22 protein-coding genes and 1 tRNA gene are annotated in these 26198 nt (G+C 73.9%); 19 read left to right on the forward strand and 4 right to left on the reverse strand.

What is annotated here, in order from left to right; genetic code table 11:
- Nucleotides 1-80: 80 nt before the first annotated feature.
- The 3 genes from selB to Aru02nite_RS14510 form a co-directional block, all read right to left on the reverse strand.
- On the reverse strand, nt 81-1880 hold the full coding sequence (selB, locus tag Aru02nite_RS14500) for a selenocysteine-specific translation elongation factor (RefSeq protein WP_203658028.1): 1800 nt from the start codon (nt 1878-1880) through the stop codon (nt 81-83).
- Nucleotides 1871-3172 carry an L-seryl-tRNA(Sec) selenium transferase gene (selA, locus tag Aru02nite_RS14505; RefSeq protein WP_239076696.1) on the reverse strand — a complete coding sequence of 434 codons (1302 nt, stop codon included), beginning with the start codon at nt 3170-3172 and terminating at the stop codon, nt 1871-1873. The genes selB and selA overlap by 10 nt, the downstream gene beginning before the upstream one ends.
- A 140-nt stretch (nt 3173-3312) precedes the next feature.
- Nucleotides 3313-3407 (reverse strand) — tRNA-Sec (locus Aru02nite_RS14510).
- 89 nt (nt 3408-3496) lie between these two features.
- Between Aru02nite_RS14510 and selD the strand changes: the two genes are divergently transcribed.
- From selD to Aru02nite_RS14555, 9 genes are all read left to right on the forward strand, one after another.
- Entirely contained in the window at nt 3497-4495 is a 999-nt protein-coding gene (gene selD, locus Aru02nite_RS14515) for a selenide, water dikinase SelD (protein WP_203658030.1), read from the forward strand.
- A gap of 114 nt (nt 4496-4609) precedes the next feature.
- A complete protein-coding gene (locus Aru02nite_RS14520) occupies nt 4610-4921 on the forward strand; it encodes a hypothetical protein (protein WP_203658031.1) in 312 nt (103 codons plus the stop codon).
- Between the two features lie 278 nt (nt 4922-5199).
- Nucleotides 5200-6003 (forward strand): IclR family transcriptional regulator, encoded by an 804-nt coding sequence (locus tag Aru02nite_RS14525; RefSeq protein WP_203658032.1) that lies wholly within the window; start codon nt 5200-5202, stop codon nt 6001-6003.
- Between the two features lie 22 nt (nt 6004-6025).
- The gene (locus Aru02nite_RS14530) at nt 6026-7654 is read left to right on the forward strand and encodes an OPT/YSL family transporter (protein ID WP_203658033.1); all 1629 of its coding nucleotides are present in this window, start codon (nt 6026-6028) and stop codon (nt 7652-7654) included.
- Nucleotides 7655-7661: 7 nt separating this feature from the next.
- Complete coding sequence (locus Aru02nite_RS14535) at nt 7662-8741, forward strand: 2,5-dihydroxypyridine 5,6-dioxygenase NicX family protein (RefSeq protein ID WP_203658034.1); 1080 nt, start codon at nt 7662-7664, stop codon at nt 8739-8741.
- Nucleotides 8741-10006 (forward strand): alpha/beta fold hydrolase, encoded by a 1266-nt coding sequence (locus Aru02nite_RS14540; protein ID WP_203658035.1) that lies wholly within the window; start codon nt 8741-8743, stop codon nt 10004-10006. The genes Aru02nite_RS14535 and Aru02nite_RS14540 overlap by 1 nt, the downstream gene beginning before the upstream one ends.
- Nucleotides 10003-10707 (forward strand): AroM family protein, encoded by a 705-nt coding sequence (locus tag Aru02nite_RS14545; protein WP_203658036.1) that lies wholly within the window; start codon nt 10003-10005, stop codon nt 10705-10707. Before Aru02nite_RS14540 ends, Aru02nite_RS14545 begins: the two co-directional genes overlap by 4 nt.
- Complete coding sequence (locus Aru02nite_RS14550; protein ID WP_203658037.1) at nt 10704-11348, forward strand: aspartate/glutamate racemase family protein; 645 nt, start codon at nt 10704-10706, stop codon at nt 11346-11348. Before Aru02nite_RS14545 ends, Aru02nite_RS14550 begins: the two co-directional genes overlap by 4 nt.
- Nucleotides 11349-11372: 24 nt before the next feature.
- Nucleotides 11373-12308 carry a DUF1177 domain-containing protein gene (locus Aru02nite_RS14555; protein ID WP_203658038.1) on the forward strand — a complete coding sequence of 312 codons (936 nt, stop codon included), beginning with the start codon at nt 11373-11375 and terminating at the stop codon, nt 12306-12308.
- A gap of 152 nt (nt 12309-12460) precedes the next feature.
- Here the strand turns inward: Aru02nite_RS14555 and pepE are convergent, their stop codons facing one another.
- Nucleotides 12461-13189 (reverse strand): dipeptidase PepE, encoded by a 729-nt coding sequence (gene pepE, locus Aru02nite_RS14560; RefSeq protein ID WP_203658039.1) that lies wholly within the window; start codon nt 13187-13189, stop codon nt 12461-12463.
- Nucleotides 13190-14463: 1274 nt separating this feature from the next.
- On the opposite strand from pepE, the gene Aru02nite_RS14565 reads away from it, so the two are divergent.
- From Aru02nite_RS14565 to Aru02nite_RS14610, 10 genes are read left to right on the forward strand one after another with little or no spacing between them, the layout of a single operon-like run.
- On the forward strand, nt 14464-15471 hold the full coding sequence (locus Aru02nite_RS14565) for a LacI family DNA-binding transcriptional regulator (RefSeq protein WP_239076684.1): 1008 nt from the start codon (nt 14464-14466) through the stop codon (nt 15469-15471).
- On the forward strand, nt 15468-16388 hold the full coding sequence (locus tag Aru02nite_RS14570) for a carbohydrate ABC transporter permease (RefSeq protein ID WP_239076685.1): 921 nt from the start codon (nt 15468-15470) through the stop codon (nt 16386-16388). Before Aru02nite_RS14565 ends, Aru02nite_RS14570 begins: the two co-directional genes overlap by 4 nt.
- Nucleotides 16385-17227, forward strand: coding sequence for a carbohydrate ABC transporter permease (locus tag Aru02nite_RS14575; protein ID WP_239076686.1), 843 nt, complete (start codon nt 16385-16387; stop codon nt 17225-17227). Before Aru02nite_RS14570 ends, Aru02nite_RS14575 begins: the two co-directional genes overlap by 4 nt.
- Nucleotides 17228-17260: 33 nt before the next feature.
- Nucleotides 17261-18544: an ABC transporter substrate-binding protein gene (locus Aru02nite_RS14580; RefSeq protein WP_203658040.1), complete on the forward strand. Its 1284-nt coding sequence runs from the start codon at nt 17261-17263 to the stop codon at nt 18542-18544.
- A complete protein-coding gene (locus Aru02nite_RS14585) occupies nt 18541-20805 on the forward strand; it encodes an ADP-ribosylglycohydrolase family protein (RefSeq protein WP_203658041.1) in 2265 nt (754 codons plus the stop codon). The genes Aru02nite_RS14580 and Aru02nite_RS14585 overlap by 4 nt, the downstream gene beginning before the upstream one ends.
- Nucleotides 20805-21956, forward strand: a complete 1152-nt coding sequence (locus Aru02nite_RS14590) for an ADP-ribosylglycohydrolase family protein (RefSeq protein WP_203658042.1) — start codon at nt 20805-20807, stop codon at nt 21954-21956. Before Aru02nite_RS14585 ends, Aru02nite_RS14590 begins: the two co-directional genes overlap by 1 nt.
- The gene (locus Aru02nite_RS14595) at nt 21953-23293 is read left to right on the forward strand and encodes an ADP-ribosylglycohydrolase family protein (protein ID WP_239076687.1); all 1341 of its coding nucleotides are present in this window, start codon (nt 21953-21955) and stop codon (nt 23291-23293) included. Before Aru02nite_RS14590 ends, Aru02nite_RS14595 begins: the two co-directional genes overlap by 4 nt.
- Complete coding sequence (locus Aru02nite_RS14600) at nt 23290-24189, forward strand: ribokinase (RefSeq protein ID WP_203658043.1); 900 nt, start codon at nt 23290-23292, stop codon at nt 24187-24189. The genes Aru02nite_RS14595 and Aru02nite_RS14600 overlap by 4 nt, the downstream gene beginning before the upstream one ends.
- A complete protein-coding gene (locus Aru02nite_RS14605) occupies nt 24186-25385 on the forward strand; it encodes a CaiB/BaiF CoA transferase family protein (RefSeq protein WP_203658044.1) in 1200 nt (399 codons plus the stop codon). Before Aru02nite_RS14600 ends, Aru02nite_RS14605 begins: the two co-directional genes overlap by 4 nt.
- Entirely contained in the window at nt 25386-26195 is an 810-nt protein-coding gene (locus tag Aru02nite_RS14610) for an HpcH/HpaI aldolase/citrate lyase family protein (RefSeq protein ID WP_203658045.1), read from the forward strand.
- Nucleotides 26196-26198 lie beyond the last annotated feature (3 nt).

Below are 26198 nucleotides of genomic sequence, written 5' to 3' on the forward strand. Positions count from 1 at the left end.
CCGGCCCGCCCGTCAGTCGACGCCGCACCGTTCGGTCGGTGCCCCAGGCGTCGACGTCGCAAGGTCGGCTGGCGCACCCGTCAGTCCGGTTCCGCCGTGTCGGTCGGTCCGGCGTCAGCCGTGCCCGCGCCGTCGACCTCGCGGCGGGAGTCGGCCAGCCGCCGGGTACGGCCGGTGCGGTCGAGGTGTTCCAGCAGCGGCACCGCCACCCGACGCGTGGTGTGCAGCGCCCGCCGCGCCTCGCTCAGCGTGAACGGTTGCGGCAGCGCCGCCAGCAGCGGTACGGCGGCGGCGTCGGCGCCGGGCCGCAGCACGATGCCGGGCGCGACCTCCAGCAGCGTACCGGCGCGGACGGCGGCGGCGAGCTCGCGCCGGCCGAGGCCGAGTTGGCTCAACCGGGCCGACTCCGGTGCCGCGTACGGGTCGGCGGCGAGGTCGGCGTGCACCGCGGCGACCGCGCGTGCCACCGGTACGGGCAGTGCGGGCGCGACGTCCGCCCGCCGCACCCGACCGTCCCGTACGGTCAGCGGGTCGGTCGCGGCCGCCGCGACGAGGGCCGGGTCCGGCAGGTCGAGGGCGTGCGCCGCAGCGGCCAGCGGCAGGCCGGTCGACAGCGGTTCGGCGGCCCGGTGCGCGTCGACGGCCGCCACCAACCGGGAACGTACCCCGGCCCACCAGGTCGGGTCGGCGAGCCAGTCGCCGGCCACCGGAGTACCGGCGGGGGGTACGCCCATGGCCCGCAGCGTACCGGCGCGGACGAGGCCGCGGCGGCGCAGTTCGCTTGTGGCGTCTGGGATTCCGGTCAGACCGGCGAGTTCGGCCGCGCGGGTGGTGGTGGCGCCGCGCCGGCCGAGCGGCGGCGGCAGTACGTCGAGGACGAGCGCGCCGGCGAGGATCCGGTGCGCGCCCGGATCGCGCAGCAGCAGCCGGTCGCCGACCCGCAGCGGCAGGGCCCGGTCGGTCGTGACGCGCGCGGTGTCGGGGCCGAGCCGGCGCACCGTCGCCGGGACCGCGGCCGCGCCCACGTGTACGGTCACCGCGCGCGGCAGCCGGTCCGCGACCCGCCGCAGCCGTACGTCGGTGACGGTGCCGGACAGCCACACGTCCGGCGTCAGCAGCGCGTGCCCTCGGCCGAGGTCACCGGGCGCGACACCGCGCAGGTTGAGCGCCACCCGCGCGACGCCCGACACCGCGTCCGCTTGCGTACCAAGGGATTCGAGGTTGCGGACGCGGACCCGGGCGGTGCCGGGGGAGACGGCCAGCTCGTCGCCGGTGCGCACCGTACCGCCCGGCAGGGTGCCGGTGACCACCGTGCCCGCGCCCCGCACCGTGAACGCCCGGTCCACCCACAGCCGTACGTCCGCGGCCGGGTCCGGGTCGGGCAGCCGGGCGCACAGCGCGTCGACCGCGTCGGTCAGCTCGGCGATGCCCGCGCCGGTCGCGCCGCTCACCGCGACGGTCGGGATCCCCGCCAGCGACGTACCGGCGAGCCGCTCGGCGGCCTGCGCGGCGGCCGGCGCCGGATCGGCCCGGTCGCACCGGTTCACCACGAGCAGACCGTCCGCGACCTCCAAAGCCGCCAGCGCGTCCAGGTGCTCGGTCGACTGCGGCATCCAGCCCTCGTCCGCTGCCACCACGAACAGCACCGCCGGCACCGGCCCGACCCCCGCCAGCATGTTCGGTACGAACCGCGCATGTCCCGGTACGTCGACGAACGCGGCGACCCGGCCGGACGGCAGCGTCGTCCACGCGTACCCGAGGTCGATGGTGAGGCCGCGGCGCCGCTCCTCGGCCCAGCGGTCCGGCTCCATCCCGGTCAACCGCCGGATCAGCGTCGACTTGCCGTGGTCGACGTGCCCGGCGGTGGCGATCACCCGCACGGTCGTCCCGCCGCCGCGCGGACCGCACCGTACAGCCGGTGGTCGTCGGCCTCGTCGACCGCCGCCACGTCGACGAGGCAGTACCCGTCGGCGACGCGGGCGAGTACCGCCGGGCGGCCGAGGCGCAGCGGTACGGCCAGCCCCGCCGGCAGGCGTACCGCGGCACTCGGCAGCGTGACACCGGGCGCGCCGCCACCGCCGACCGCCGCGTCACTCGGTACCGCGGTGGCCTCGACGCCCGCCGCGCGCAGCCGCGCCGCCAGCCGGTCCGCGCGGCGCCGGCGGTCCGCCGGATCCGCCGCCAACGCCGCCGGTACCGGGGGCAGCGGCCCGCGCAGCGTCGCCTCCAGCGCCGCCAGCGTCAGCTTGTCCACCCGCAGCGCGCGGTACAGCGGGTGCCGGCGCAGCGTGCCGGCCACGTCGGCGCGGCCGAGTACGAGGCCCGCCTGGGGGCCGCCGAGCAGCTTGTCGCCGGACGCCGTCACCAGCGCGGCACCGGCGGCCAGCGCCGAGGTCACGTCCGGCTCGTCCGGGAGTACCGGATGGGGTGTCAGCAGGCCGGAGCCCACGTCCACCACCACCGGTACGCCCAGGCCCGCCAGCTCGCGCACCGACGCCGCGGCCGTGAAGCCGGTGACGGTGAAGTTCGACGGGTGGACCTTCAACACGAAGCCGGTGTCCGGCCCGACCGCCGCCGCATAGTCGGCCGCCACCGTACGGTTCGTGGTGCCGACCTCCCGCAGCCGCGCCCCCGTACTCGCCAGCAGGTCCGGCAGCCGGAACCCGTCGCCGATCTCCACGAGTTCGCCGCGACCGATCACGATCTCCCGGCCCGCGGCCAGCGCCGTCGCCGCGAGTACCAGGGCGGCGGCGTTGTTGTTGACGACCAGCGCCGCCTCCGCCGCCGGTACCCGGTCCAGCAGGGCGGCGAGCGTGCCCGCGCCGCGCTGGCCGCGCCGCCCCGTCGCGAGGTCCAGCTCCACGTCACCGGTACCGGCCGCCGCCGCCACCGACCGGCGCGCCGCCTCCGACAGCGGCGCCCGGCCCAGGTTGGTGTGCAGCAGCACGCCCGTCGCGTTCAGCACCGGCGTACCGGTGTCGGCCCGGTCCGGCAGCCGCGCCAGCACCTCGCCGACGACCGCCTCCGCCGCGACCCGCCCCGCCCGGCAGTCCTGCTGCACCGCCGTCACCACGGACTTCACCAGGCCCCGGCCCAGCCGGTCGGCCGCCGCCGCCACCCGCGCCTCGGCCAACACCGTGTCGGTACGCGGCACCCGACGCCGAACATCCACCACGGCACCGACTCTAGAGCCCACCCCGGGCCCGCGTACGCCGCCTCGTCGATGTGCCGGCGCGGGCGTGCGGTCGCGGCACGGTGCCGCCGGCACGGTTGCGGAAGCACGGCGGTGGAGGTGTGGTGACGGAGGCGCGGTGGCGGAGGCGGACGGGAATCGAACCCGCCAGCCCGAGATGCTCGGGCTCAACGGTGTTGAAGACCGCGCCGGTCACCAGGCCGGATACGCCTCCCTCGCACCGCCCGCATCGTAACCGCGGCGGTGACCGCCGCGCCGGTACGCCGCGGTGGTGTCGCCGCGGTGGCCGCCTAGTCTGGTGAGGTGGCTGGCTACCGGTTGACGCAGTACGCGCACGGCGGTGGATGCGCCTGCAAGATCCCGCCGGGGGAACTGGAGTCGATGGTGGCGGGTCTGGCCGCGGCCGGCCCCGCGCCGGGCGCGCCCGGTGAGCTGCTCGTCGGGCTCGGCGACGGGGACGACGCGGCGGTCGTCCGGCTCGACGCGGCCACCGGCATCGTCGCCACCACCGACTTCTTCACCCCGGTCGTCGACGACGCGTACGACTGGGGCCGCATCGCCGCCACCAACGCCCTGTCCGACGTGTACGCGATGGGTGGCCGGCCGCTGGTCGCGGTGAACCTGCTCGGCTGGCCGCGGGACGTGCTGCCCACCGAACTCGCGACCGAGGTGCTGCGCGGCGGTATGGACGTGGCCCGCGCCGCCGCCTGCCATCTCGCCGGCGGGCACAGCGTCGACGACCCGGAGCCGAAGTACGGGCTGGCGGTGACCGGGCTGGTCGACCCGGACCGGGTGATCCGCAACGACGCCGGCCGCGCCGGGCTGCCGCTGTCGCTGACCAAGCCGCTCGGCATCGGCGTCCTGAACGCGCGGCACAAGCAGACCGGCGAGGTGTTCGAGCCGGCCGTCGCCGCCATGACCGCACTGAACGCGGACGCCGCCACCGCCGCCGTCGCCGCCGGCGTCCGCTGCGGTACCGACGTGACGGGGTTCGGGCTGCTGGGCCACCTGCGCAAGCTGGCCCGCGCGTCGGGCGTCACCGCCGTCGTCGACAGTGCCGCCGTGCCGTACCTGTCGGGCGCGCGGGACGCGCTGCGCTCCGGGTACGTCTCCGGCGGTACCCGGCGGAACCTGGCGTGGGTGGAGCCGGACACCGACTTCGGCGCCGTACCGGAGGAGGAGCGGTTGCTGCTGGCGGACGCGCAGACGTCCGGTGGTCTGCTGCTGGCCGGCGAGATTCCCGGCGCCCCGGTCGTCGGCGAGCTGGTCCCGCGCGGCGAGTACGCCGTCGTGGTGCGCTGACGACGGCATCCGACGCGCGCGGAGACGGACGCGACGCCGTCGGCCGGTTGCCGTGGTACGCCAGCATGTCGGTGTCGATCCCCGACCGGAAGGACCACGATGTCGCGTACTCCGATGCGTGTGCTGGCGCTCGTGGCGGCGGTGCCCCTGCTCGCCGGGCTGGCCGCGTGCACCAAGTCGACCGTGACCTGCGCGGGCGGTACCTGCCATGTCACGGCGACGCTGGACTCGGGCAGCAGGGCCACGGTGGACGTGTTCGGCAGCCACCAGCTGTCGGTCGGTGACCTGTCCGCCAGCGAGGTGACGGTGGGGCTGGAGGGGCACCGCAGCACGATGAAGGCGGGCCAGTCGGACGCGCTGGGCGCGTACACGGTGCACGTCGACTCGATCTCCGGCGACACGGTGAAGCTGACCGTGACCGGCTGATCCGGCCACCGCCCGGGTGGGGGCGGTGCGGGGAAGGGCCCGTGCGGCGAGGTGCCGCGCGGGCCCTTCCGTATCTTCTGGCGCGGGACGTTCCGTTCGCGAGCCTTCGGACGCGCTGGGCGGGTCCGCGGTCACCGTCGTGTTTCCGCTGGTGGTCGCGCGAAATTCAGGTGGCCCGGGCCTTGACCGTGGCGGAAGTGCAGCGCAATACTCGCGGCATCGTCTCAGATAATCCAACACTGTTTCAATTATTGAAACGCTATCGAGGACGGTGCCTGATGCCCGATTCCACCGAGACCGTCGCCGGCGTACACCCCGACGCCGACCGCGGTCCTGCCCGCACGGCCGACCGCGCGCTGCGGGTACTGCTGGCGTTCCGTCAGCGGCCGGAGTGGGGTGTCAGCGACCTGGCCCGCACCCTCGGGCTGGACAAGGCGAACATCCACCGGCTGCTCACCACGCTCGCCGGCCGCGGCTTCGTCCTGGCCGACCCCGACACCCGGCGGTACCGGCTGGGTCCGGCGATCGCCGTGCTCGCCCGTGCCGCCGAACGCGGTGGCGCGCTGGAGGCCGCGGCCCGGCCGTTCCTCAGCGAACTCGCCCACGACCTGGACGAGAGCGCGATACTCAACGTCCCGCACGGCGCCGCGTACCGGTGCACGCTCGCGGTCGACGCCGCCGGCCCGATCCGGTACTCCGCGACGGTGGGGGAGACCATCCCCGCCCACGGTGGTGCCGCCGGTCACGCGATCTTCGCGTTCTACCCGGTCGACCAGGTCCGTGACCTGTTGGCCGGTGCCCTGCCGAAGTTCAACGCCCACACCGTCGTCGACCTCGACGACCTGCTCGCCCGGTACGAGAGGGTCCGCGCCGACGGCGTCGCGATCTCGCACGGCGAGTTCGACCCGAACGTCACGTCCGTCGCGGCGCCGTGCTTCGCCGCCGGCCAGGTGGTCGGCTCGGTCGTCGTGATCGGCCCGCAGGACCGGATGTCCGGCAAGGTCGACACCGCCGTCGACCGGGTACGCGCCGTCGCCGAGCGGCTCAGCCGCGTACTCGACGGCGTACCGACGACCACGTGAGGGCCGCTTCCCAAGGAGAACCATGGCTGTCCAGACTCCCCTCAAGGGTGCCGACCTCAAGGGACCGGATTCGCACCCCCGAGCCTTCGAACCGGTGGTACTGATCCTCACGGTCGTACTGTCGGTGGTGGGCGCGTTCATCGGCCTGCACCTGGTGACGACGCTCGGCATCACCGCCAACACCGCGGTCATCGGCGCGCTCGTCGCGATGCTCGTCGGCCGCATCCCGCTGAACAAGCTGCGCGAGATGCGGTCCATCCACCGGCAGAACCTCGTCCAGTCGGCGGTGTCCGGCGCGACGTTCGCCGCGGCGAACTCGCTGCTCGTACCGATCGCCGTGCCGTTCGTACTCGGGCGGCCGGACCTGGTGTGGCCGATGCTGGTCGGCGCCGGGATCGGCCTGGTGGTGGACACCTGGGTGCTGTTCCGGGTGTTCGACTCGAAGCTGTTCCCGGCGAAGGCGGCGTGGCCGCCCGGCCAGGCCGCGGCCGAGACGATGATCGCCGGCGACGAGGGCGGCCGGAAGGCCGTCGTACTCGGGCTCGGCGGGGTGGTCGGTTTCGTCGGGTCGTTCCTGAAGGTCGGTGGGGCGGCGCTGCCGTTCTCGGCCGCGGGCGTGGCACTGATCGGAAACATCTGGGCGCTCGGCATGTTCGGCGTCGGTCTCGGCGCGCGGCAGTACGGGCAGGAGTGGTTCGGGGTCGACCTCAACGCCATGTACATCCCGCACGGGTTCATGGTCGGTGCCGGGATCGTGGCGCTGATCCAGGCCGTGTTCCTGTTGGTACGCCGGGAGAAGAAGACCGACACCGAGGTGCCGGAGACCGAGCGGCCGACGGTGAACGAGCGGGGGCTGCGGCGCGCGCTCGGCGAGGGGTACGTGCTGTTCACGCTGGGCGCGCTCGTGGTGGCGCTGATCGGCGGCGTACTCGGTCACCTGTCGCCGCTGGAGATGGTCGGCTGGTGCCTGCTGGCCGGGTTCGCCGCGCTGGTGCACGAGCTGATCGTCGGCCTGGCCGCGATGCACTCGGGCTGGTTCCCGGCGTTCGCGGTGACGCTCATCTTCCTCGTACTGGGCCTGGTGATCGGCATCCCGACCATCCCGCTCGCCCTGTTCATCGCGTACGTGGCGGCCACCGGGCCGGCGTTCGCCGACATGGGGTACGACCTGAAGGCCGGCTGGATCGTCCGCCGCGGCGGCACCCCGTACCGGTTGGTGGAGCGGGCCGGGCGCAAGCAGCAGTACATCGCGCAGCTGGTCGGTTTCGGCGTCGCGCTGGTCGTCGTCGCCCTCACCTGGCAGTCGTACTTCCACGGCAACGAGATCCCGCCGGTGTCCAAGGTGTACGCGGACACCGTCGCGCACGGGCTCACCGACACCCACATGCTGACCAACATCCTGCTGTGGGCGATCCCCGGTGCCGCGATCCAGCTGATCGGCGGGCCGAAGCGGCAGATGGGCGTCCTGCTCGCCACCGGGCTGCTGATCCTCACGCCGTACGCGTGCTGGTTCGTGTTCGGTGCGCTGCTGCTGCGGATCGTGTGGACGAAGCTGCGCCCGGACCGCGCCGAGAACGACCTCAACCTCATCGGCTCCGGCCTGATCGCCGGCAGCTCGCTCACCGATGTCAGTCGCGTCGTGAAGGGATGACACGTTCGTGGAGGTAACCAGCCGCATCGAGGCCCGCCCCGAGTACCTGTCGTACGAGGCGGCGCTCGGGGCACGCAAGCTCGTCGAGGAGATCATGCTCGTCAAGCCGGGCGAGGACGTGGTCATCACCGGCGACACCGCCTCGGACGCCCGGGTGATGGAGCTGACCGCGCAGGCCGTCGCCGCGGCCGGCGGCAACCCCACCGTCGTCCGGTACGACACGCGCCCGACGGTGGCGATGGAGCCGCCCGGTCCGGTCGCCGGCGCGGTCGCCCGGTCGCAGGTGTGGATCGAGTACACGCAGTCGTACATCATGCATTCGGAGGCGTTCCGGACGGCGATGGCCGCCGGCACCCGGTACGCGAACCTGACGGGCATGGACGTGCAGATGCTCGTCGACACCGTCGGCAAGGTCGACTTCGCCGGTACCACCGAACTGGGCAAGGCCCTGGTCGCGCTGCTGGAGGCGGCCGACGAGGTGCACATCACGACGCCCGCCGGTACCGACATCCGGGGCCGCAACGGCGACCGGCCGATCAACCTGCGCGGCAAGCCGGCCGAGAAGCCGGGCGAGACGGTGATGCTGGCGGGGCAGATCTCCTGGAACCCCCTGGAGGAGACGCAGCACGGCGTCCTCGTCTTCGACGGCGCCGCGTGGCCACCGAACGAGCTGGGCCTGCTCCGTTCGCCGATCCGGATGACCGTGGAAAGCGGTGTGGTGACGGCGATCGAGGGCGACGGCCCGGACGCGGCGACGTTCCGCCGGTGGATGGCCGCGCAGGCGGACCTGCCGACCGGCGAGAACATGTACCGGATCGCGCACTGGTCGCTCGGCTTCAACCCGGGCGTCACGAAGCCGACCGGCCGCATCGTCGAGGACGAGCGGGTGTTCGGCTGCGTCGAGCTGGGCATCGGTACGAAGGGCGGCTGGATCGGGGGCGCCCCGTGGGTCGCGCCCGCGCACACCGACGGCTCGCTGCTCAACCCCACCATCGAACTCGACGGCGAGCCCATCGAGGTCGAGGGCCGGTACGTGCACCCGACGCTCGTCGAGATCTGCCACCGGCTCGGGATCGCGGGGTACTGATGATCACCGGGACGTACCGCCAGCACGGGATGGTGTTCACCGACCACGTGGTCGAGGTGCCGCTGGACCACGCGCGCCCGGACGGCCCGACGATCGAGGTGTTCGCCCGAGAGGTCGTCGCGGCCGACAAGCGGACCCGCGACCTGCCCTGCCTCCTGTACCTCCAGGGCGGGCCGGGCGGCAAGGCGATCCGGCCGGCGACCCGCAGCGGGTTCGTGGGCCGGGCGCTGGACGAGTACCGGGTGGTGTTGCTGGACCAGCGCGGCACGGGCCGGTCCACGCCGGCGAACCGGCAGACGCTGCCGGCCGACGCGACCGCGCAGGCCGAGTACCTGGCGCACTTCCGGGCGGACGCGATCGTCGCCGACGCCGAGGCGGTCCGCGCGGAGATCGCCGGCGGCGCACCGTGGGACACGCTCGGGCAGAGCTACGGCGGCTTCATCACCCTGACCTACCTGTCCCAGGCCCCCGAGGGAGTACGCCGGGCGTTCGTCACCGGCGGCCTGCCGTCGCTGACCGCGACCGCGGCGGACGTGTACCGGGTGACGTTCGATGCGATGGTGGAGAAGTCCGCGGCGTACTTCGCGCGGCATCCCGGCGACCGCGCGCTGTGCGCCCGGATCGTCGAGCACCTGCACCGGCACGACGTACGGATGCCGACCGGGGAACGGCTGTCGCCGCGGCGGTTCCAGGGCGTCGGGGTGGGACTGGGTCAACGGTCCGGGTTTGACACGCTGCACTGGCTGCTGGAGGAGGCGTTCGTCGGCGGCCAGCTGTCCGACACGTTCGTCGCCGGCGTGCACGACACCGTCAGCCTCGCCACCCGCCCGCTGTACGCGGTGTTCCAGGAACTCATCTACAACCAGGGCGGCGCGTCGGGTTGGGCCGCCGAGGCCGAGTACGCGCGCCGCCCCGAGTTCGCGGTGGACGCGGCCGACTTCGTGTTCACCGGCGAGACGTACCACCCGTTCCACTTCGCCGAGGACCCGGCGCTGGTGCCGCTCGCCGGGGCCACCGACCTGCTGGCCGCGCGTACCGACTGGCCCGCGCTGTACGACCGGGAACGCTTGTCCCGCAACGAGGTCCCGGTGTACGCCGCCGTCTACCACGACGACATGTACGTGCCGCGGGAGTACTCGCTGGAGACGGCGCGGGCGGTGGCGAACGTACGGCCGTGGGTGACCAACGAGTACGAGCACGACGGGCTGCGGGAGAGCACCGCCGTACTGGACCGCCTGCTGGCACTGGCGAAGGAGGACGCGTGACCGCAGAACCGAGCCGCCCGGCCGGGCGACGCCTGGGCGTCGTGACGATCGGCCAGTCGCCGCGGGTGGACATGGTCCCGGAGATGCTGCCGTTGCTGGGCCTGCCGGCCGACGCGGTGGTCGAACGGGGCGCGCTGGACGGCCTGTCCGCCGCCGGCATCGCCGCGCTCGCCCCGCGGACCCGCGGCGGCCACGTCCTGACCACCCGGCTCGCCGACGGGTCCTCGGTCGTCCTCGACCACGACGCCGCGGCGGACCGGGTACAGGGCGCGATCCTCGACGTGGAGTCCACAGTGGACGCCACGCTGGTGGTGTGCACCGGCGAGTTCCCGCCGCTGGAGCACGCGAAGCCGCTGCTGTTCGCCGAACGGCTGCTGCTCGGCGGTACGGCGGCGCTCTGCGAGCACGAGCCGGTCGGCATCGTCTGCCCGCTGCCCGCACAGGTACGGATGAGCCACGACAAGTGGCGTCCGGTGGTCGGCCCGGTCGTCGTCTCCGCCGCCACCCCGTACGCCGAGGGGGCGGAGGAATCCGTTGCGGCGGCGGCGAAGCAGCTCGCCTCGGTCGGCGCCCGCCGGATCGTCCTGGACTGCATGGGCTACACCGCGGCGATGCGGCGCGCGGCGGCCGACGCGTGCGGCGTACCGGTGCTGCTGGCCCGCGGTGTCGTCGCCCGCCTCGCCGGGGAGCTGGTCGCATGAGCGCCGCACACCTCGGCATCGTCCGGGTACTCACCAGCGACGACCGCGAGTTCGTCGGTACGCACGGCCGCGTGATCGCCGCCCGGTACGGGATCGCCACCGAGTCGCGGTGCATTCCCGGGCAGCCGCACGGGATCCACGACGCCGACACCGAGGCGCTCGCCGTACCGAAGATCGTCGAGCTGGCGCGGGACCTGGCCGCCGACGGCGCCGGCTGCGTACTGATCAGCTGCGCCGCCGACCCCGCGCTCGCGGAGACGCGCGCCGCGGTGGACGTACCGGTGGTCGGTGCCGGGTCGGCGGCGGCCGCGGTCGCCAGCGGGCTCGGCGGCCGGATCGGCGTGCTGGGCCTCAACGACGCGGCCCCGCGCCCGATCGCCGACCTGCTCGGCGACCGGCTCGTCGCGTCCGTGCGGCCGGACGGCGTACGCCGCACCACCGACCTGCTCGAACCGGGCGCGGACGAGCGTGCGCTGGCGGCCTGCCGGCGCATGGTCGACGCGGGCGCCGAGGTGATCCTCTTCGCCTGCACCGGACTGACGACCATCGGCCTCGCCGACCGGGTCCGCGCCGAGATCGGCGTACCGGCGGTCGACGCGGTGCTCGCCGCCGGCCTCCTCGCCTCGTACGCGCTGCACTGAACCAACCGGAAGGAAAGCGGAACTGTGAGCTGGCGTCACGTCATCGAGTCCTACGACCTGCTCGACGACCCGTCGGTCGACGGCGAGGCGGTCGCCGCGTACCTGCGGGCGCAGGGCGCGGACAAGCCCGAGGTGGAGACCGTCACGGGCGACAAGGGCAGCACGGACTTCGTGCGGCTGACCATCCCCGGCCGGCGCGGGCGCAGCTCGGGCGGCGACGCGCCGACGCTGTCGATCGTCGGCCGGCTCGGCGGGCTGGGCGCCCGGCCCGAGCAGATCGGTTTCGTCTCCGACGGCGACGGCGCGCTGACCGCGGTCGCGGCCGCCGCCAAGCTCGCCCAGATGCACCAGCGCGGCGACGTACTCGACGGCGACGTCGTGATCGCCACGCACATCTGCCCGGACGCGCCGACCCGGCCGCACGACCCGGTGCCGTTCATGGACTCCCCGGTCGACCTGGACGCGATGAACGTGCACGAGGTCGACGAGTCCGCCGACGCCGTACTGTCCGTGGACACCACCAAGGGCAACCGGATCGTGAACGTCAACGGCTTCGCCATCTCGCCCACCGTCAAGCAGGGCTGGATCCTGCGGACGAGCGAGGACCTGCTCGCCGTGCAGCAGCGCGTCACCGGCAGCCTCCCGACCGTACTGCCGCTCGCCACCCAGGACATCACCCCGTACGGCAACGGCGTGCACCACGTGAACTCGATCCTCCAGCCGGCCGTCGCCACCGCCGCGCCGGTCGTCGGCGTCGCTGTCACCACCGAGGTACCGGTGGCCGGGTCGGCGACCGGCGCGACCAGCCTCACCAGCGTCGAGCAGACCGTACGGTTCTGCATCGAGGTGGCCAAGGACTTCGGCCGCGGCGCCGTCAGCTTCTACGACGAGGGCGACTTCGCGCGCCTGGTCGAACGGTACGGCCCGATGACGGTGCTGCAGACGCAGGGCCGCCACTGACCCCGGTCGTGGTCCGGCGGCCCTGACACGCCGGACCACGGCTCGGCCGCGTGGCAGGCCCGTGCCCCCCACCCTCCGGGGCACGGACCCGCCGTACGAGGAAGGGCCCGTGCCTCCACCCTCCGGGGCGCGGGCCCTTCGTACGTCGAAGGTCAGGCCGGCACGTCGAAGCGCGGCGTACCGGACAGCAAAAACGTGACGTCGTCGCCCGGCACGAACTCGCGGGGTTCCGCGCCGCGGGCGAACAGCCGGGCGCCGGACAGCCCGCCGAGTCGCGCCGACCCGTCGGACACCCGCAGCCAGGCGCCCTCCCGGATGCCCAGCACCGGCACGTCGTTCTGCTCCAGGAACTCCTCGATCCGCTGCTGCCGCGTCTCACCCATGTGCGTACTCGACGGGTCGGGGTCGAGGTAGTGCGGGTTGATCTGGAACGGCACCAGGTCGAGGGCGGTGAACGAGTCGGGCTCCGCGATCGGCATGTCGTTGGTGGTACGCAGGGTCGGGCAGGCCATGTTCGTGCCCGCGCTGGATCCCATGTACCGCAACGCACCGGCCCGTACGCGATCGTGCACGGCGTCCCGGATCCCGGTGTCCCGCAACGTCTTCAGCAGCCGGAACGAGTTTCCGCCGCCGACGAAGACGGCCTCGGCGGCGCGCACCGCGGCGACTGGGTCGGCGGCCGTGTGCACCCCGGTGACGGTGATCCCGGCCGGGCGCAAGGCATCCGCCACGGTCGCCGTGTACGCGTCGTGGTCGCGCAGCGCGTACGGCACGAAAAGCAGATTGGAACGCCCGCCGAGGAAGTCGGTGACCTCGTCGAGCGCGTGCTCCAGGAATCCCCGCCCGTGCGTACGCGAGTTGGACAGCAGCAACAGGTTCATGCCCTCATTCATACCGGTCGGCGGGCCGGTCCGCGCCACCGACCGCCATTCGCGCGAGCCACGCCACCCGGCGTCGGCATCCGCCCCGCGACGCGTACTGTCGGCCGCCCGCCGCGACGCCGACCATCGGCCCGCCCGCCGCGTGCCGACCATCGGCCCGATCGCCGCGAGCGTGTGCCGCTCCGGGGCGCCGATCGCCTGCGTGTCGAGGGTCGGATCCGTTCGTAGCGCGGCGATCCGCTCGCGTTCCGGTTTGAGCGTGCCGATCGGCGTCGGCTTCCACCGGTATCGGCCCGTTGCCCAGCCCCGCCGAACGCCAGCCGGTCGCTCGCCCCGACCGGTCGTACGCCCAGTGTCAGTGTGGTCGTCGCCTCCGCCCAGCCTGGCACCACAACGCTCGCGGGCGTCAGGTCGGTCGTACTGTGTCGAACGCCGTCGGCATCGACGCCGGGAACGCGCCACGCTCCGCACCGGCCGCCGTCGAGGGCGCTGGACCGTCCGTACCGCGGGCGGACGCGGACGGTCCAGCGGCGATCGGCCATCGCGACATCCCTTGTCCCGTAAGAGAACCAGCGGCCGGTTGGGCGATGCTGGACGGTCGGGCGGCGACGATGCGCGACGGCATCCCACGTTCGCCCGACGCGGCGGCATGTCGCTCCCCGGCCACTGCCGCCGTCGTACGCCAGGCGCCGTTCGGCCGGTGGACGTCCCGCCCGTCGGCGTGGTCCCGTGCACCATCCGGCCGACTGCACGTCCGGCTGGCGCGGTCCGGAGGGAGACCGTGCTGGCGCAACGCCGGGTGCCGTGGGCCGGCAGACCGCACACGGTCCGGGGCACCGCCGTGGTCGCGCGATCGTGCTGTACGGCCCGTACGTGTGCATGGGCGCGGTCGGTGTCATCGACGGATTCATGAGGATCCGGCGGTGCAACAGCGCCGGCCTGTCGGCCACGGGCAAGCTGCTCGGGCACGCGTACCGCGGCGCACCGCGAGGTGTGGAGCCCGGCGGCAGGCGTACGCGTGGGATCGCCGGCGTGCATGGGGCGGCGCGGTGACCGGTCGCGGGTGCGTACGCGGTGGGTGACGGTGTGTGTGGAGGTCGAGGAATCGGCGGAAGTGCTTGCGCCGCAGGCGAATCCGGTCCGATCCGGGCGGGGGGTTGACAGCGGCGCGGGGTGGGGGGTTACATGTGCGCACCGCGTAAACGTTTTCAGGCCGGTAACGTCGCGGCAATCTGAAAACGTTTACACAACGACGTGCGCGGAGAGGAGGACCGGTGGGCGAGGACGGGCCGACGATCGTCACGATCGCGGAGCGCGCGGGCGTGTCGATCGCGTCGGTGTCGCGCGTGCTGAACGGGCAGTCCGCGCGGCCGGAGACCACCGAGCGGGTGCTCGCCGCCGCCGACGCCCTCGGGTACGTGCCGAACGCGGTGGCCCGGTCGCTGAAGTCCCGGCGTACCAACCACATCGCGTTCGCGATGGCGGACATCGGCAACCCGGTCTACCTGGCGATGGTGCGCGAGATCCAGCAGGTGCTGCGCGCCGCCGGCTACCGGTTGGTGCTGCACTCGACGGACGCCGACGTCGACGACGAGCTGGAGGTACTCCGCGGCCTCGGCCAGCGGTACGTGGACGGTCTGATCCTCTGCCCGCTGCGCGTGACGTCCGGGCACCTGGCCGAGCTGACGCGGGCACCGGTGCCGGTCGTGGTGATCGGTTCGGTGCCGGACGGGCAGCCGGTCGACAGCGTCCGCGCAGACTCGCGTACCGGGGTGTCGCTCGCCGTGCGCCACCTGTACGAGCAGGGCCGGCGCCGGATCGGTTTCGTCAACGGCCCGGTGGACACGGTGCCCGGCGCGGCGCGCGACGCCGGCTTCCGGGCGGCGCTCGCCGAGGTCGGCCTGGCGTACGAGGAGTCGCGGGTGGAGATCGGCGACTTCTACGTGGAGGGCGGGGCGCGGGCCGCGGATCGGTTGCTGGCGCGGGCCGACGTGGACGCGCTGCTGTGCGCGAACGACCTGATGGCCGTCGGTGCGCTGCGTACGTTGCGGGAGCACGGCCGGGACGTACCGGCGGACGTCGCCGTGGTCGGCATGGACGACACGGACCTGGCGACGACCACCTGGCCGCCGCTGACCAGCGTCGGTCTCGGCTCCGCGGAACGCGGTCGGCGCGCCGCCGAGCTGCTCATCGACCGGATCACCGGCGCGACCGCGCGGGCGGGCAGCCCGCGGCAGATCCTCGTCCGGCCCCGCCTGGCCGTACGGGGGTCGAGCCGGTGACCGCCGCGACCGCCACCCTCGCCGCCAACGCGAAACCGGTGCGCCGCAAGGGTTTCGAGCCCGCCGTACTCGGTCTGGTCGCGCCGGCGCTGCTGCCCGTCCTCGTACTGTCCGTCGCGCCGTTGCTGTACGGCATCTATCTCGGTTTCACGGACGCGCGGGCCGGGCGCAACATGCCGGTGCACGTGACGGGCTTCGCGAACTACGTCGAGCTGTTCGGCGACGCGGACTTCTGGGGTTCGTTCCGGATCGGGCTGGTGTGGGCGGTCGGCGTGACCGTGCTCCAGTTCGCCGCGGCGCTCGGGCTCGCCCTGCTGCTCAACCAGAAGCTGCGCGGCCGGTGGCTGGCCCGCACCCTCACCCTCGTACCGTGGGCGATGCCGCCGGTGGTCGTCGGCCTGATGTGGCGCCTGGTGTACCACCCGCAGGCCGGGATCCTGAACAGTACGTTGAAGGACCTGCACCTCATATCGTCCAATGTGGACTGGCTGAACAGCTTCACGCTGGCCTTGCCCGCGGTCATCGCGGTCGGCGTGTGGGCCGGGATGCCGCAGACCACGATCACGCTGCTGGCCGGGCTCCAGGCCGTGCCGGGCGAGCTGACCGAGGCCGCCACGGTCGACGGAGCCTCGACGTGGCAACGGTTCCGTGCGGTCACCTGGCCGGCGCTGCGACCCGTGGTCACCGCGATCACCGCGCTCGACTTCATCTGGAACATCAACCAGTTCGGCCTGGTGTACGTGCTGACGCAGGGCGGGCCCGGCGGGCAGACCCGGCTCCCCATGCTCTTCGCGTACGAGGAGGCGTTCCGCTACGGCTTCTTCGGGTACGCGGCGTCGCTGGGTGTGGCGATCGTGCTCGTCGTCCTGGTGGTCCTGGCGTTCTACCTGCGGCGCATGCTGAAGGAGGCGGTGTGAGTACCGCTCGGCGCGGCGGGGTGGGCACGCCGCTGAAGTACCTGGCGCTGCTGGGTTACCTGGTGTTCCTGGCGTTTCCGTTGGCGTGGCTGGCATCCACGGCGCTGAAGACGCCGCGGGAGATGGCCTCGCTGGACCCGACGTGGATCCCGCGGCACCCGACGCTGGCCAACTTCGCGGAGGCGTTCCGGGAGCAGAACCTGACGCAGAGCGCCGGCAACAGCCTGCTCGTCGCCCTGACCGCCGCCGTACTCACGGTCCTGCTGGCGCTGCCCGCGGCGTACGCGCTGGTGCGGTTCCGATCGGTGCTGAACAAGCTTGCCCTCGCCTGGGTACTGGTGAGCCAGGTCTTCCCGTTCATCCTGGTGATCATCCCGCTGTTCATGATCCTCAAGCAGCTCGACCTGGTGAACACCCGCGGCGGGCTGATCCTGGTGTACCTGACGTTCAACCTGCCGTTCGCGCTCTGGATGCTCCAGGGGTACGTGCGGGGTGTGCCGAAGGAGTTGGAGGAGGCCGCCTCGGTGGACGGGGCCGGGCGGCTGCGAGTCCTGCGTACCGTGGTGGCACCGCTGCTGGCACCGGGTGTGGTGGCCACGTTCCTGTTCGCGTTCATCTCGTCGTGGAACGAGTTCATGTTCGCGCTGGTGCTGTTGAAGGATCCGGATCTGGCCACGCTGCCGCTGACTCTGGTGCGGTTCACCGGCGCGGACGGTGTCGCCCGGCTCGGCCCGCTCGCCGCGGCCGCGCTGCTGGCCACGATCCCGAGCCTCGCCCTGTTCGCCGTGATCCAGCGCCGGCTGACCGCCGGGCTGCTGGCCGGCGCCGTCAAGGGCTGACCCCCTTTCCGTTCGTAGAGAAGGAAGTCCGTGATGCAGCGTCGTACCCTGCTGGCCGTGGTGCCGGCCGCGCTCGTCGCCGCCGGTACCGCCGGCTGTTCCTCCGGCTCGTCCGACGGCCCGGTGACCTTGCGGTTCCTCAGCCTGGCCTGGCAGAAGGAATCCATCGCGGCCAACAAGAAGCTGGTCGCCGAGTGGAACAAGAAGAACCCCAAGATCCAGGTCAAGTACGTGCAGGGGTCGTGGGACAACGTGCACGACCAGCTCGTCACCGCGTTCGAGGGTGGTGACGCGCCGGACGTGATCCACGACGAGTCGCCGGACATCGCCGGTTTCGCCGCGCAGAACTACCTCCAGGACCTCACCGACCTGCTGCCGTCCGCGCTGAAGAACGACATCTCCGCGCAGTCCTGGGACACCGTCAAGTTCGCCGGCGGCGGCATCTACGGTGTGCCGTTCCTCCAGGAGTCGCAGATCTTCGTGGCGAACCGGAAACTGTTGCAGCAGGCCAAGGTCCGGATCCCGACCGTCGACGCGCCCTGGACGTGGGACGAGTACGCCGAGGTGTGCAGGAAGCTCACGGTCAAGGGCAAGCAGTACGGGGTGGCCTGGCCGTTGAGCGCCCCCGTCAACAAGGTGCTCAACCTGTCCCTCAACTTCGACGGCACCTTCTTCGGTACGTCCGGCGGCAAGACCACGGTGCACGTGGGCGACAACGAGAAGCAGGTACTGCGCCGGATCCACGACCAGCTCTGGGTGGACCACTCCGCCGACCCGGCCACGGTCGGCATGAAGGGCGCCGATCCACTGCCCGCGTTCTTCGCCGGCAAGTACGCGATGGTGCCGGCCGGGGTGTACTTCCGGCAGCAGGTCGTGCAGGGCGCGCCGAAGGGCTTCGACTGGGTGACGATCCCGCCGCTCAAGGGCACCTCGCAGCACCAGGGCGCCACCTCGCAGACGCTGTCGATCCCGGCCGACGGCAAGAACCAGAAGCAGGCCATGCAGTTCATCTCGTTCCTGCTGAACGGGCCCAACCAGGCGACACTGGCGCTCGGCGACTGGCTCGTACCGACGAGCAAGGAGGCGGCGAAGGACCCGCGGCTGACCACCACCAAGGACGACTGGAACGTCGCGACCGCCTCGCAGCAGAACCTCGTCGTCGCGCCGTACCTGAAGGTGGACGGCTTCGACGAGTGGAAGACGAAGGTCGCCACCCCCGCGATGCAGCAGTACTTCAACAACAAGATCTCGCTGGACGCGCTGGCCACCAAGCTCGTCAAGGATGGCAACGAGGTCCTGAAGCGGTACCAGAAGTGACGGACCTGGGTGGGCGGGCGCGGGGGTGCCTGCTGGGGCTCGCGGCCGGGGACGCCCTCGGCCGCCCGGCGGAGAACCTGACGCCGCAGGCGATCGCGGCGCGCTGGGGCGTGCTGCGGGAGCTGGAGCCGCTGCCGGACGGCCGGCCCGCCGGGACCGACGACACCGAGTACAGCGTGTTCGTGTCGCTCCTGCTGGAGCGGCACGGCGCCGCGCTCACCCCGGCCGACGTGTACGCGGCCTGGCGGGCCGACGTGGCGGGCGTGACCGGACCGTTGAAGGGCGCCGGCTTCTCCGAACTCGGTACGGTGCAGGCGATCCGGCGCGGTCTCGTCCCGCCGGCCACCGGCCAGCACCACCACGGCTGGTCGGACGGGCTGGCGATGCGGGCCGCGCCGTACGGGGTGTTCGCCGCCGGCGACCCCGCCGAGGCCGCCCGCCTGTCCGAAGTGGACGGTACGGTCGCGCACTCGGGCGAGGGGATCCTCGGCGGCCGCGCGGTCGCCGCCGGGGTGGCCGCCGCGATGACCGGCGCCCGGCCGACATCCGTCGTCGAGTCCGCGCTCTCCGTCGTACCGGCGGACTCGTGGACGGCGCGGGCGCTGCGGCGTGCGATCGCCGCGGTGGCAACGGATCCCGGCGACCGTCTCGCCGACGTCCTGTACGACGCGGTCGTGCCCCGGCACTACCCGTGGGCCGACCTCGCGCCCGAGGCAGTGGCACTGGCGTACGCGGCGTACCTGGTGGCGGACGGGGATGTGGAAGGCTCCGTCGTCACCGCCGCGAACCTCGGCCGCGACGCGGACACCACCGCGGCCATCGCCGGCGCGCTCGCCGGGGCCGGCGCGGGGGAGTCCGCCGTACCGGCGCGGTGGGCCGAGGCGATCGGCCCCCTGCGCGGCAGTTGCCTGCCGTCCGTGGCGGGCCTCGATGTCCGCGACGTGGCCGACCGCCTCGTCGCCGCCCGTACCCGCTCGATTCCCGCCACCGCCGCACCGGCGCCGGCATCGGCCGCGGCGTCGCCGGCGTCCGGGGCCGGACCGACCCCGACGGTGGCCGTCTGCGCGGATCCCGTCGGTGGCACCGGCCCTGGCGACTCCGGCCCCGGCACGGATACGTCGGCACGGGGGGCCGGTTCCGGTGGTACGGCGGCGTTCGCGCGTTCCGTCGCACCGTCCACATCGGACCACATTGGCGCGGACGGGCGGAGAAGGGACGATGGACCCGTTGGTACGACGGCGTCACGAGCCGTGGCACCGTCCACATCGGACCGGGTGCGCGGGGCGTTCGTGGGGTTGGCGATCGGGGACGCCACGGGGTGGCCGGCTTCGCGGCACCGGTTCGGGTTGCTGGCGCCGTGGACGCGGCGGCTGGCGCGCGAGCTGGACGCGTACGCGGAGGAGCACGCCGTGACGACGTTGCCGGTGCCGTTCGCGCTGAACCAGCCGACGGGTCCGCTGGCGGTGGGGCCGTCGGACGACGCCGAGTGGCTGGCGTACGCGGCGGACACGGTCGGCGTGGACCGGGCGGCGGCGTACCGGAAGCTGGTGGGGCGAACGGATCTGCGGGCGCGCATCTCGGTGCGGACCGCGCTGGACAACCTGGCCGCGGGGCTGGCGCCGCCGGTCAGCGGGCACGACAACCCGCACCACTTCGACGATGCCGCGGCGGTCCGGGCGGTCGCGTTCGGCGCCCGGTACGCCGGGGATCCGGTCGCGGCGGCGACGGCGGCGCAGGCCGATGCCGAGGTGACGAACGCGCTCGACGGGGTGGCCGGGGCGCGGGCGATGGCGGCCGGCGTGGCGGTCGCGCTCACCGGCGACCTGGCCGGACTGCCCGGTGCCGTACTCGCCGAACTGCCGGCGGGGACGGCGATCCGGCGTACCGCGGAGCGTGCGCTGTCCATCGTGGACGGACGTGATCCGTTCGAGGCGGCGGCGGACCTGGCCGAGGCCGTCGCCGACCACGTGTACAGCTACGGCGTGGCCGCCGCGGACACGGTGCCGCTCGCGCTGGCGTTGACCGTCGCGGCCGGCGGTCGATTCGCCGCCGCGCTGGGCGCCGCCGCGACGGTGCCGTCGTACGCGGAGTCGGTGCCGGCGTTGACCGGCGCGCTGTGCGGGGCGTACGCGGGATTCGCGGCGCTGCCGGCGGGTTGGCGGGAGCGTTGCCGCACCCTGGCCGGCTGCTGCCTTCCGGAGTACGCCGGGACGGACCTGGTGGCGGTCGCCGACCGTCTCAGTACCCAAGGAGGAACCTGATGCTCACCGTACTGGCCGACCGGGCCGTCGGCTGCCTGACCGGGGCGGCCGTCGGCGACGCGCTGGGCGGTGCCACCGAGGGGTGGACACCGGCCGCGATCCGGGAACGGTACGGGGACTGGGTGACCGGCATCGTCGGCCCGTTCAACACCGACTGGCGCAACGCCCGCCCGATCGCCCCGTACCACAAGGGCGACGGCCACGTCACCGACGACACCCTGATGACGCACGCGCTGGTCCGGGTGTACCAGCGGGTCCGCGGCCATCTCGACGCGTACGCGGTGGCGGAGCACCTGGTGGCCGAGATGGTCTCCGACCGGCACTGGATCCCCGAACTGGAGCGCGACGACCTGTTGCTGTCGCGGGTGTTCCTGGCCGAGAAGTGGCTGGTGCTCCGGCTCCGGTACGGGCACGTCGACCCGCGCGAGGCGGGCGTCGGCAACATCGTGAACTGCGGTGCCGCCATGTACTCGGCGCCGATCGGCGTGGTGAACGCGGGCGACCCGGACCGGGCGTACGCGGAGGCGATCGACGTCGCGGGCGCGCACCAGTCGTCGTACGGCCGGGAGGCGGCCGGGGTGTTCGCCGCCGCGGTGGCGGAGGCGATGCGGCCGGGCGCGGACCCGGAATCGGTGGTGGCGACGGCGATCCGCGTCGCGCACGACGGTACGCGGGCGGCGATCGAGGCGGTGTGCGCGACGGCGCGTGACGTTCCACAGTGGACGGACGCGGCGGAACCGTTGCGCCGCACCATGTCCGCGTACGACACGGTCGGGGAGGACTACCGGGACCAGGGGCTCGGGGCGCGCCGGCCGAGCCGGCTGCACGCCATCGAGGAACTGCCGATGGCGCTGGCGATGCTGCTGATCGCGCGCGGCGACGTGCGCGACACCGTACTCGGTGGCGTGAACTACGGCCGGGACGCCGACTCGATCGCCAGTATGGGCGGCGCGTTGGCGGGCGCGCTGGGCGGATCCGCGGCGGTACCGCAGGAGTGGGTGAAGGACGTGTCGGCGGCGAGCCGGCTCGACCTGGCGGCGCCGGGGCTGGCGCTGGCCGAGGTCGCCGCGGAGGTGCACGCGCGCGATCTGGCTGCGCGGCGCGACCACGAGGCGGCGTTCGCCGCGCTGTCCGCGGAGGCGGGCGCGTGATCCGGCTGACCTGGGTGCAGCCGGAGGACCTGGTCGGGCACGAGCTGCGGCAGGCGACGGAGGACGGCCGCGATCCGGCCGCGGTCGCGCAGCTCGCCGACCGGTGGTACGCGGCGGGCGGGCATCCGGCGCCACCGCAGGCGGGCGCCTCGCCGGAGCCCGCCGACCCGGCCCTGCGTACGCTCGCGGAACGGTCGTTGGACGAGCTGGCGGCGCTGCCCCGGCCGAGCGACGCCGAGCCGTACGGCTGGGACGAGATCGTGGCGGCGTGCCCGGACTGGCCGGTGGCGACACCGGCGCCGGTGGACGTGGAGCGGCTGCGCGGCGCGTGGCTGGGGCGGGCTGCGGGATGCCTGCTGGGCAAGCCGGTCGAGAAGATCCCGCGCGCCGGGATCCGCGAGATCGCCGAGGCGACGGGGAACTGGCCGCTGCGTACCTGGTTCACCGCGCGCGGGCTGCCGGCCGAGGTCGCCGCCCGCTGGCCGTGGAACCGGCGCAGCGCGCCGACCAGCCTGGCCGAGAACATCGACGGGATGCCCGAGGACGACGACCTCAACTACCCGATGCTCGCCCTGCTGCTGCTCGAACGACACGGCCCCGGCTTCGGTACGGACGACGTGGCGCGGCTGTGGCTGGACGAGCTGCCCGCGGGCCGTACGTTCACCGCCGAGCGCGTCGCGTACCGGAATCTGTTGGGTGGGCTGGAACCGCCGCGGACCGCGACGTACCGGAACCCGTTCCGGGAGTGGATCGGCGCGCAGATCCGCGCCGACCTCTACGGCTGGGTCAGTCCCGGCGATCCCGCCCGCGCCGCGCGCCTGGCGTACGCGGACGCGCGGCTGACGCACGTCGGCAACGGCGTGTACGGCGCGATGTTCGTGGCGGCGGCGTGCGCGGCGGCGGTGACGGGCGCGGGAGTACCGGCGGCGCTGGCAGCGGGGTTGTCGGTGGTGCCGCCGCGATCCCGGCTGGCCGTCGCGGTCCGGCACGGCATCGAGCTGGCCGACCGCGGACCCGACTGGGAGACCGTACTCGACGGGCTGCACGCGTCGTACGGTGCGCTGCACTGGGTGCACGCGGTGAACAACGCCGCGCTGGTGGCCGCGGCGCTGACGTACGGCGGGGGCGACTTCGGCCGGTCGGTGACCGCGGCGGTGGCCGGCGGCTGGGACACCGACTCGGACGCGGCCACGGTCGGCTCGATCGTCGGCGCGACCGCCCCCGTACCTCCACAGTGGACGGACCCGCTGCGGAACCGGATCGCCAGCAGCGTCACCGGATTCGACGGGATCGGCTTCGGCACGTTGGCCGCGCGTACCGCGGAGGTGAGCGGGTGAGCGCCGGTGTGGTGGTGCTGGGCAGCGCGAACATGGACCTGGTGGCGACCGCCGAGCGGCTGCCGGGGCGCGGCGAGACGGTCGCCGGCGGCACGTTCCGCCTCGTACCCGGGGGCAAGGGCGCGAACCAGGCGGTCGCTGCGGCGCGGGCCGGTGGCGCCGTACGGTTCGCCGGTGCGGTCGGCGACGACGACCTCGGCCGGCGGGTGCTCGCCGCGCTCGCCGCGGCCGGCGTGGACACCGCGGCGGTGACGCGCGCGGCCGGACCGACCGGTACCGCGCACATCACCGTGGATGCGGCCGGCGACAACACGATCGTCGTCGTACCGGGGGCGAACGGCACGCTGACGGCGCTGGCACCCGCGCACGCCGCGGCGATCGACGGCGCGGACACCCTGCTGCTCCAGCTCGAACTCCCGCTGTCGTTGGTGTGCGAGGCAGCCGCGTACGCCCGCGCCCGCGGGGTCCGGGTGGTCCTCACGCCGGCGCCGGCCCGCCCGCTGCCGGACGGTCTCCTCGCCGACGTCGACCTGCTCGTACCGAACGAGCACGAGGCGACGATCCTCGCCGGCACCCCCGATCCCGACGCCGCGGTACGCCGGCTCGCGGAGCGGTGCGACGTGGTCCTGACCCTCGGCGCGCGCGGTGCCGTGCACGCCGCCGCCGGCGCGGAACCCGTTGCGGTACCGGCTTTTCCGGTCACCGCGGTGGACACCACGGCGGCCGGCGACACCTTCGTCGGCGTACTTGCCGCCGCGCTCGCCGACGGTACGGCGATGGCCGGTGCGTTGCGCCGGGCGACGGCCGCGGCGGCGCTGTCGGTGCAGCGGCCCGGCGCGTCCGACTCGGCGCCCACCGCGGCCGAGATCGACTCGTTCCTCGGCGGTGCGGGATGAGCGCGGAGGGCGGCGGGCCGCTGGCCGGGCTGCGGGTGGTGGACGCGTCGACGCTGTTCGCCGGGCCGCTGACCGCGATGCACCTGGGCGACATGGGCGCCGACGTGGTCAAGGTCGAGCACCCGCGGCGACCGGACCCCGCACGCGGGCACGGACCGGCGCGCGACGGCCACAACCTCTGGTACAAGACGCTCGGGCGGAACAAGCGCGCGGTGACCGCGGACCTGTCGTCGGACGGCGGGCGGGACGTGTTCCGGCGGCTGGCGGCCACCGCCGACGTGGTGGTGGAGAACTTCCGGCCCGACACCCTCGAACGCTGGGGCCTCGGCTACGACGTGCTCGCCGCCGACAACCCCGGTCTCGTCCTCGCCCGGATCACCGGCTTCGGCCAGCTCGGCCCGTACCGGCGGCGCCCGGGGTTCGGCACACTGGCGGAGGCGATGAGTGGCTTCGCGGCGATGACCGGCGCGCCGGACGGTCCGCCGACCCTGCCGCCGTTCGGCCTCGCGGACGGCATCACCTCGCTGGCCGCTGCGTACGCGGTGACGACGGCACTGCTCGCCCGGCACACCACCGGCCGCGGCCAGGTGGTCGACCTGGCCATCGTGGAGCCGATGCTCGCCATGCTCGGCCCGCAGATCACGCAGTGGGACCAGCTCGGCACCGTACAGCCGCGGACGGGGAACCGGTCGGCGAACAACGCGCCGCGCAACACGTACCGGTGCGCGGACGGGCGGTGGGTGGCGGTGTCGACCAGTTCGCAGAACATCGCCGAACGCGTGATGCGCCTGGTGGGCCGGCCCGACGTGGTCGACGAGCCGTGGTTCGCCACCGGCGCCGGCCGGGTACGCCACGCCGACGAGCTGGACGGCGCGGTCGCCGGGTGGATCGCGGCGCGGAGCCGGGACGAGGTGGTTGCCGCGTTCGAGGCCGCACAGGCGGCGGTGGCGCCGATCTACGACGCGTCCGACATCGCCACCGACCCGCAGTACGCGGCGCTCGGCACGGTCGTCACCGTCGACGACGCCGACCTCGGCCCGGTCGCCATGCAGAACATCCTGTTCCGGCTGTCCGACACGCCCGGCGCGGTGCGGTTCCCCGGCCGCGCGCCGGGCGCCGACACCGACACCGTCCTCGCCGAACTCGGGTACGCCGTCGACGAGGTCGCCGCGCTCCGCGCCGAGGGGGCGGTCTAGGTGCTGACCTTCCTGTACGTGCCGGCGGACCGGCCGGACCGCGTCGGCAAGGCGCTCGCCGGGGACGCCGACGTGGTTCTCGTCGACCTGGAGGACGCCGTCGCCCCCGACCGCAAGCGGTACGCCCGGGAGGAGGCCGCGCGGCTGCTCGCCGACGTCACCGACCGCCCCGTGCAGGTACGCGTGAACGACGTGCGGACCGGCGCCGGGCTCGCCGACCTCGCCATGGTCGCCGGCCTGCCCACCGCCGTCGGCGTACGGCTGCCGAAGGTCGAGGACGCGGGCACCGTCCGGGCCGTCGCCGACCAGGTACCGGGGCGGGCGCTGCACCCGCTGCTGGAGTCCGCGCTCGGCGTCGAGCGGGCGTACGCGATCGCGACGGCGCACGCGGCGGTCGCCTCGCTCGGGCTGGGCGAGGCGGACCTGCGCGCGGACCTCGGCCTGCCGGCGGACGCCGACGCGGGCCTCGCGTACCCGAGGTCGCGGGTGGCGGTGGCGGCGCGGGCGGCGGGCCTGCCCGCGCCGGCCCAGTCGGTGTACCCGCACGTGCGCGATCTCGACGGGCTGGCCGCCTCGTGCCGGGACGGGCGGAATGCGGGATTCCTTGGGCGGGCGGCGATCCACCCCGCGCAGCTGCCGGTCATCGCCGCCGCGTACGCTCCGACGGACGCCGAGCTGGCCGCCGCCCGCGACCTGCTCGCCCGCGAGTCGGCGGGTGCGGCGGCGCTGCCCGACGGGCGGTTCGTCGACGAGGCGATCCTGCGGACGGCGCGCCGCACCGTCGCCCTCGCCGACCGCCGCCGACCCTGACCC

Source organism: Actinocatenispora rupis, from assembly GCF_016861975.1.
In the GTDB taxonomy this organism is placed as follows: domain Bacteria; phylum Actinomycetota; class Actinomycetes; order Mycobacteriales; family Micromonosporaceae; genus Actinocatenispora; species Actinocatenispora rupis.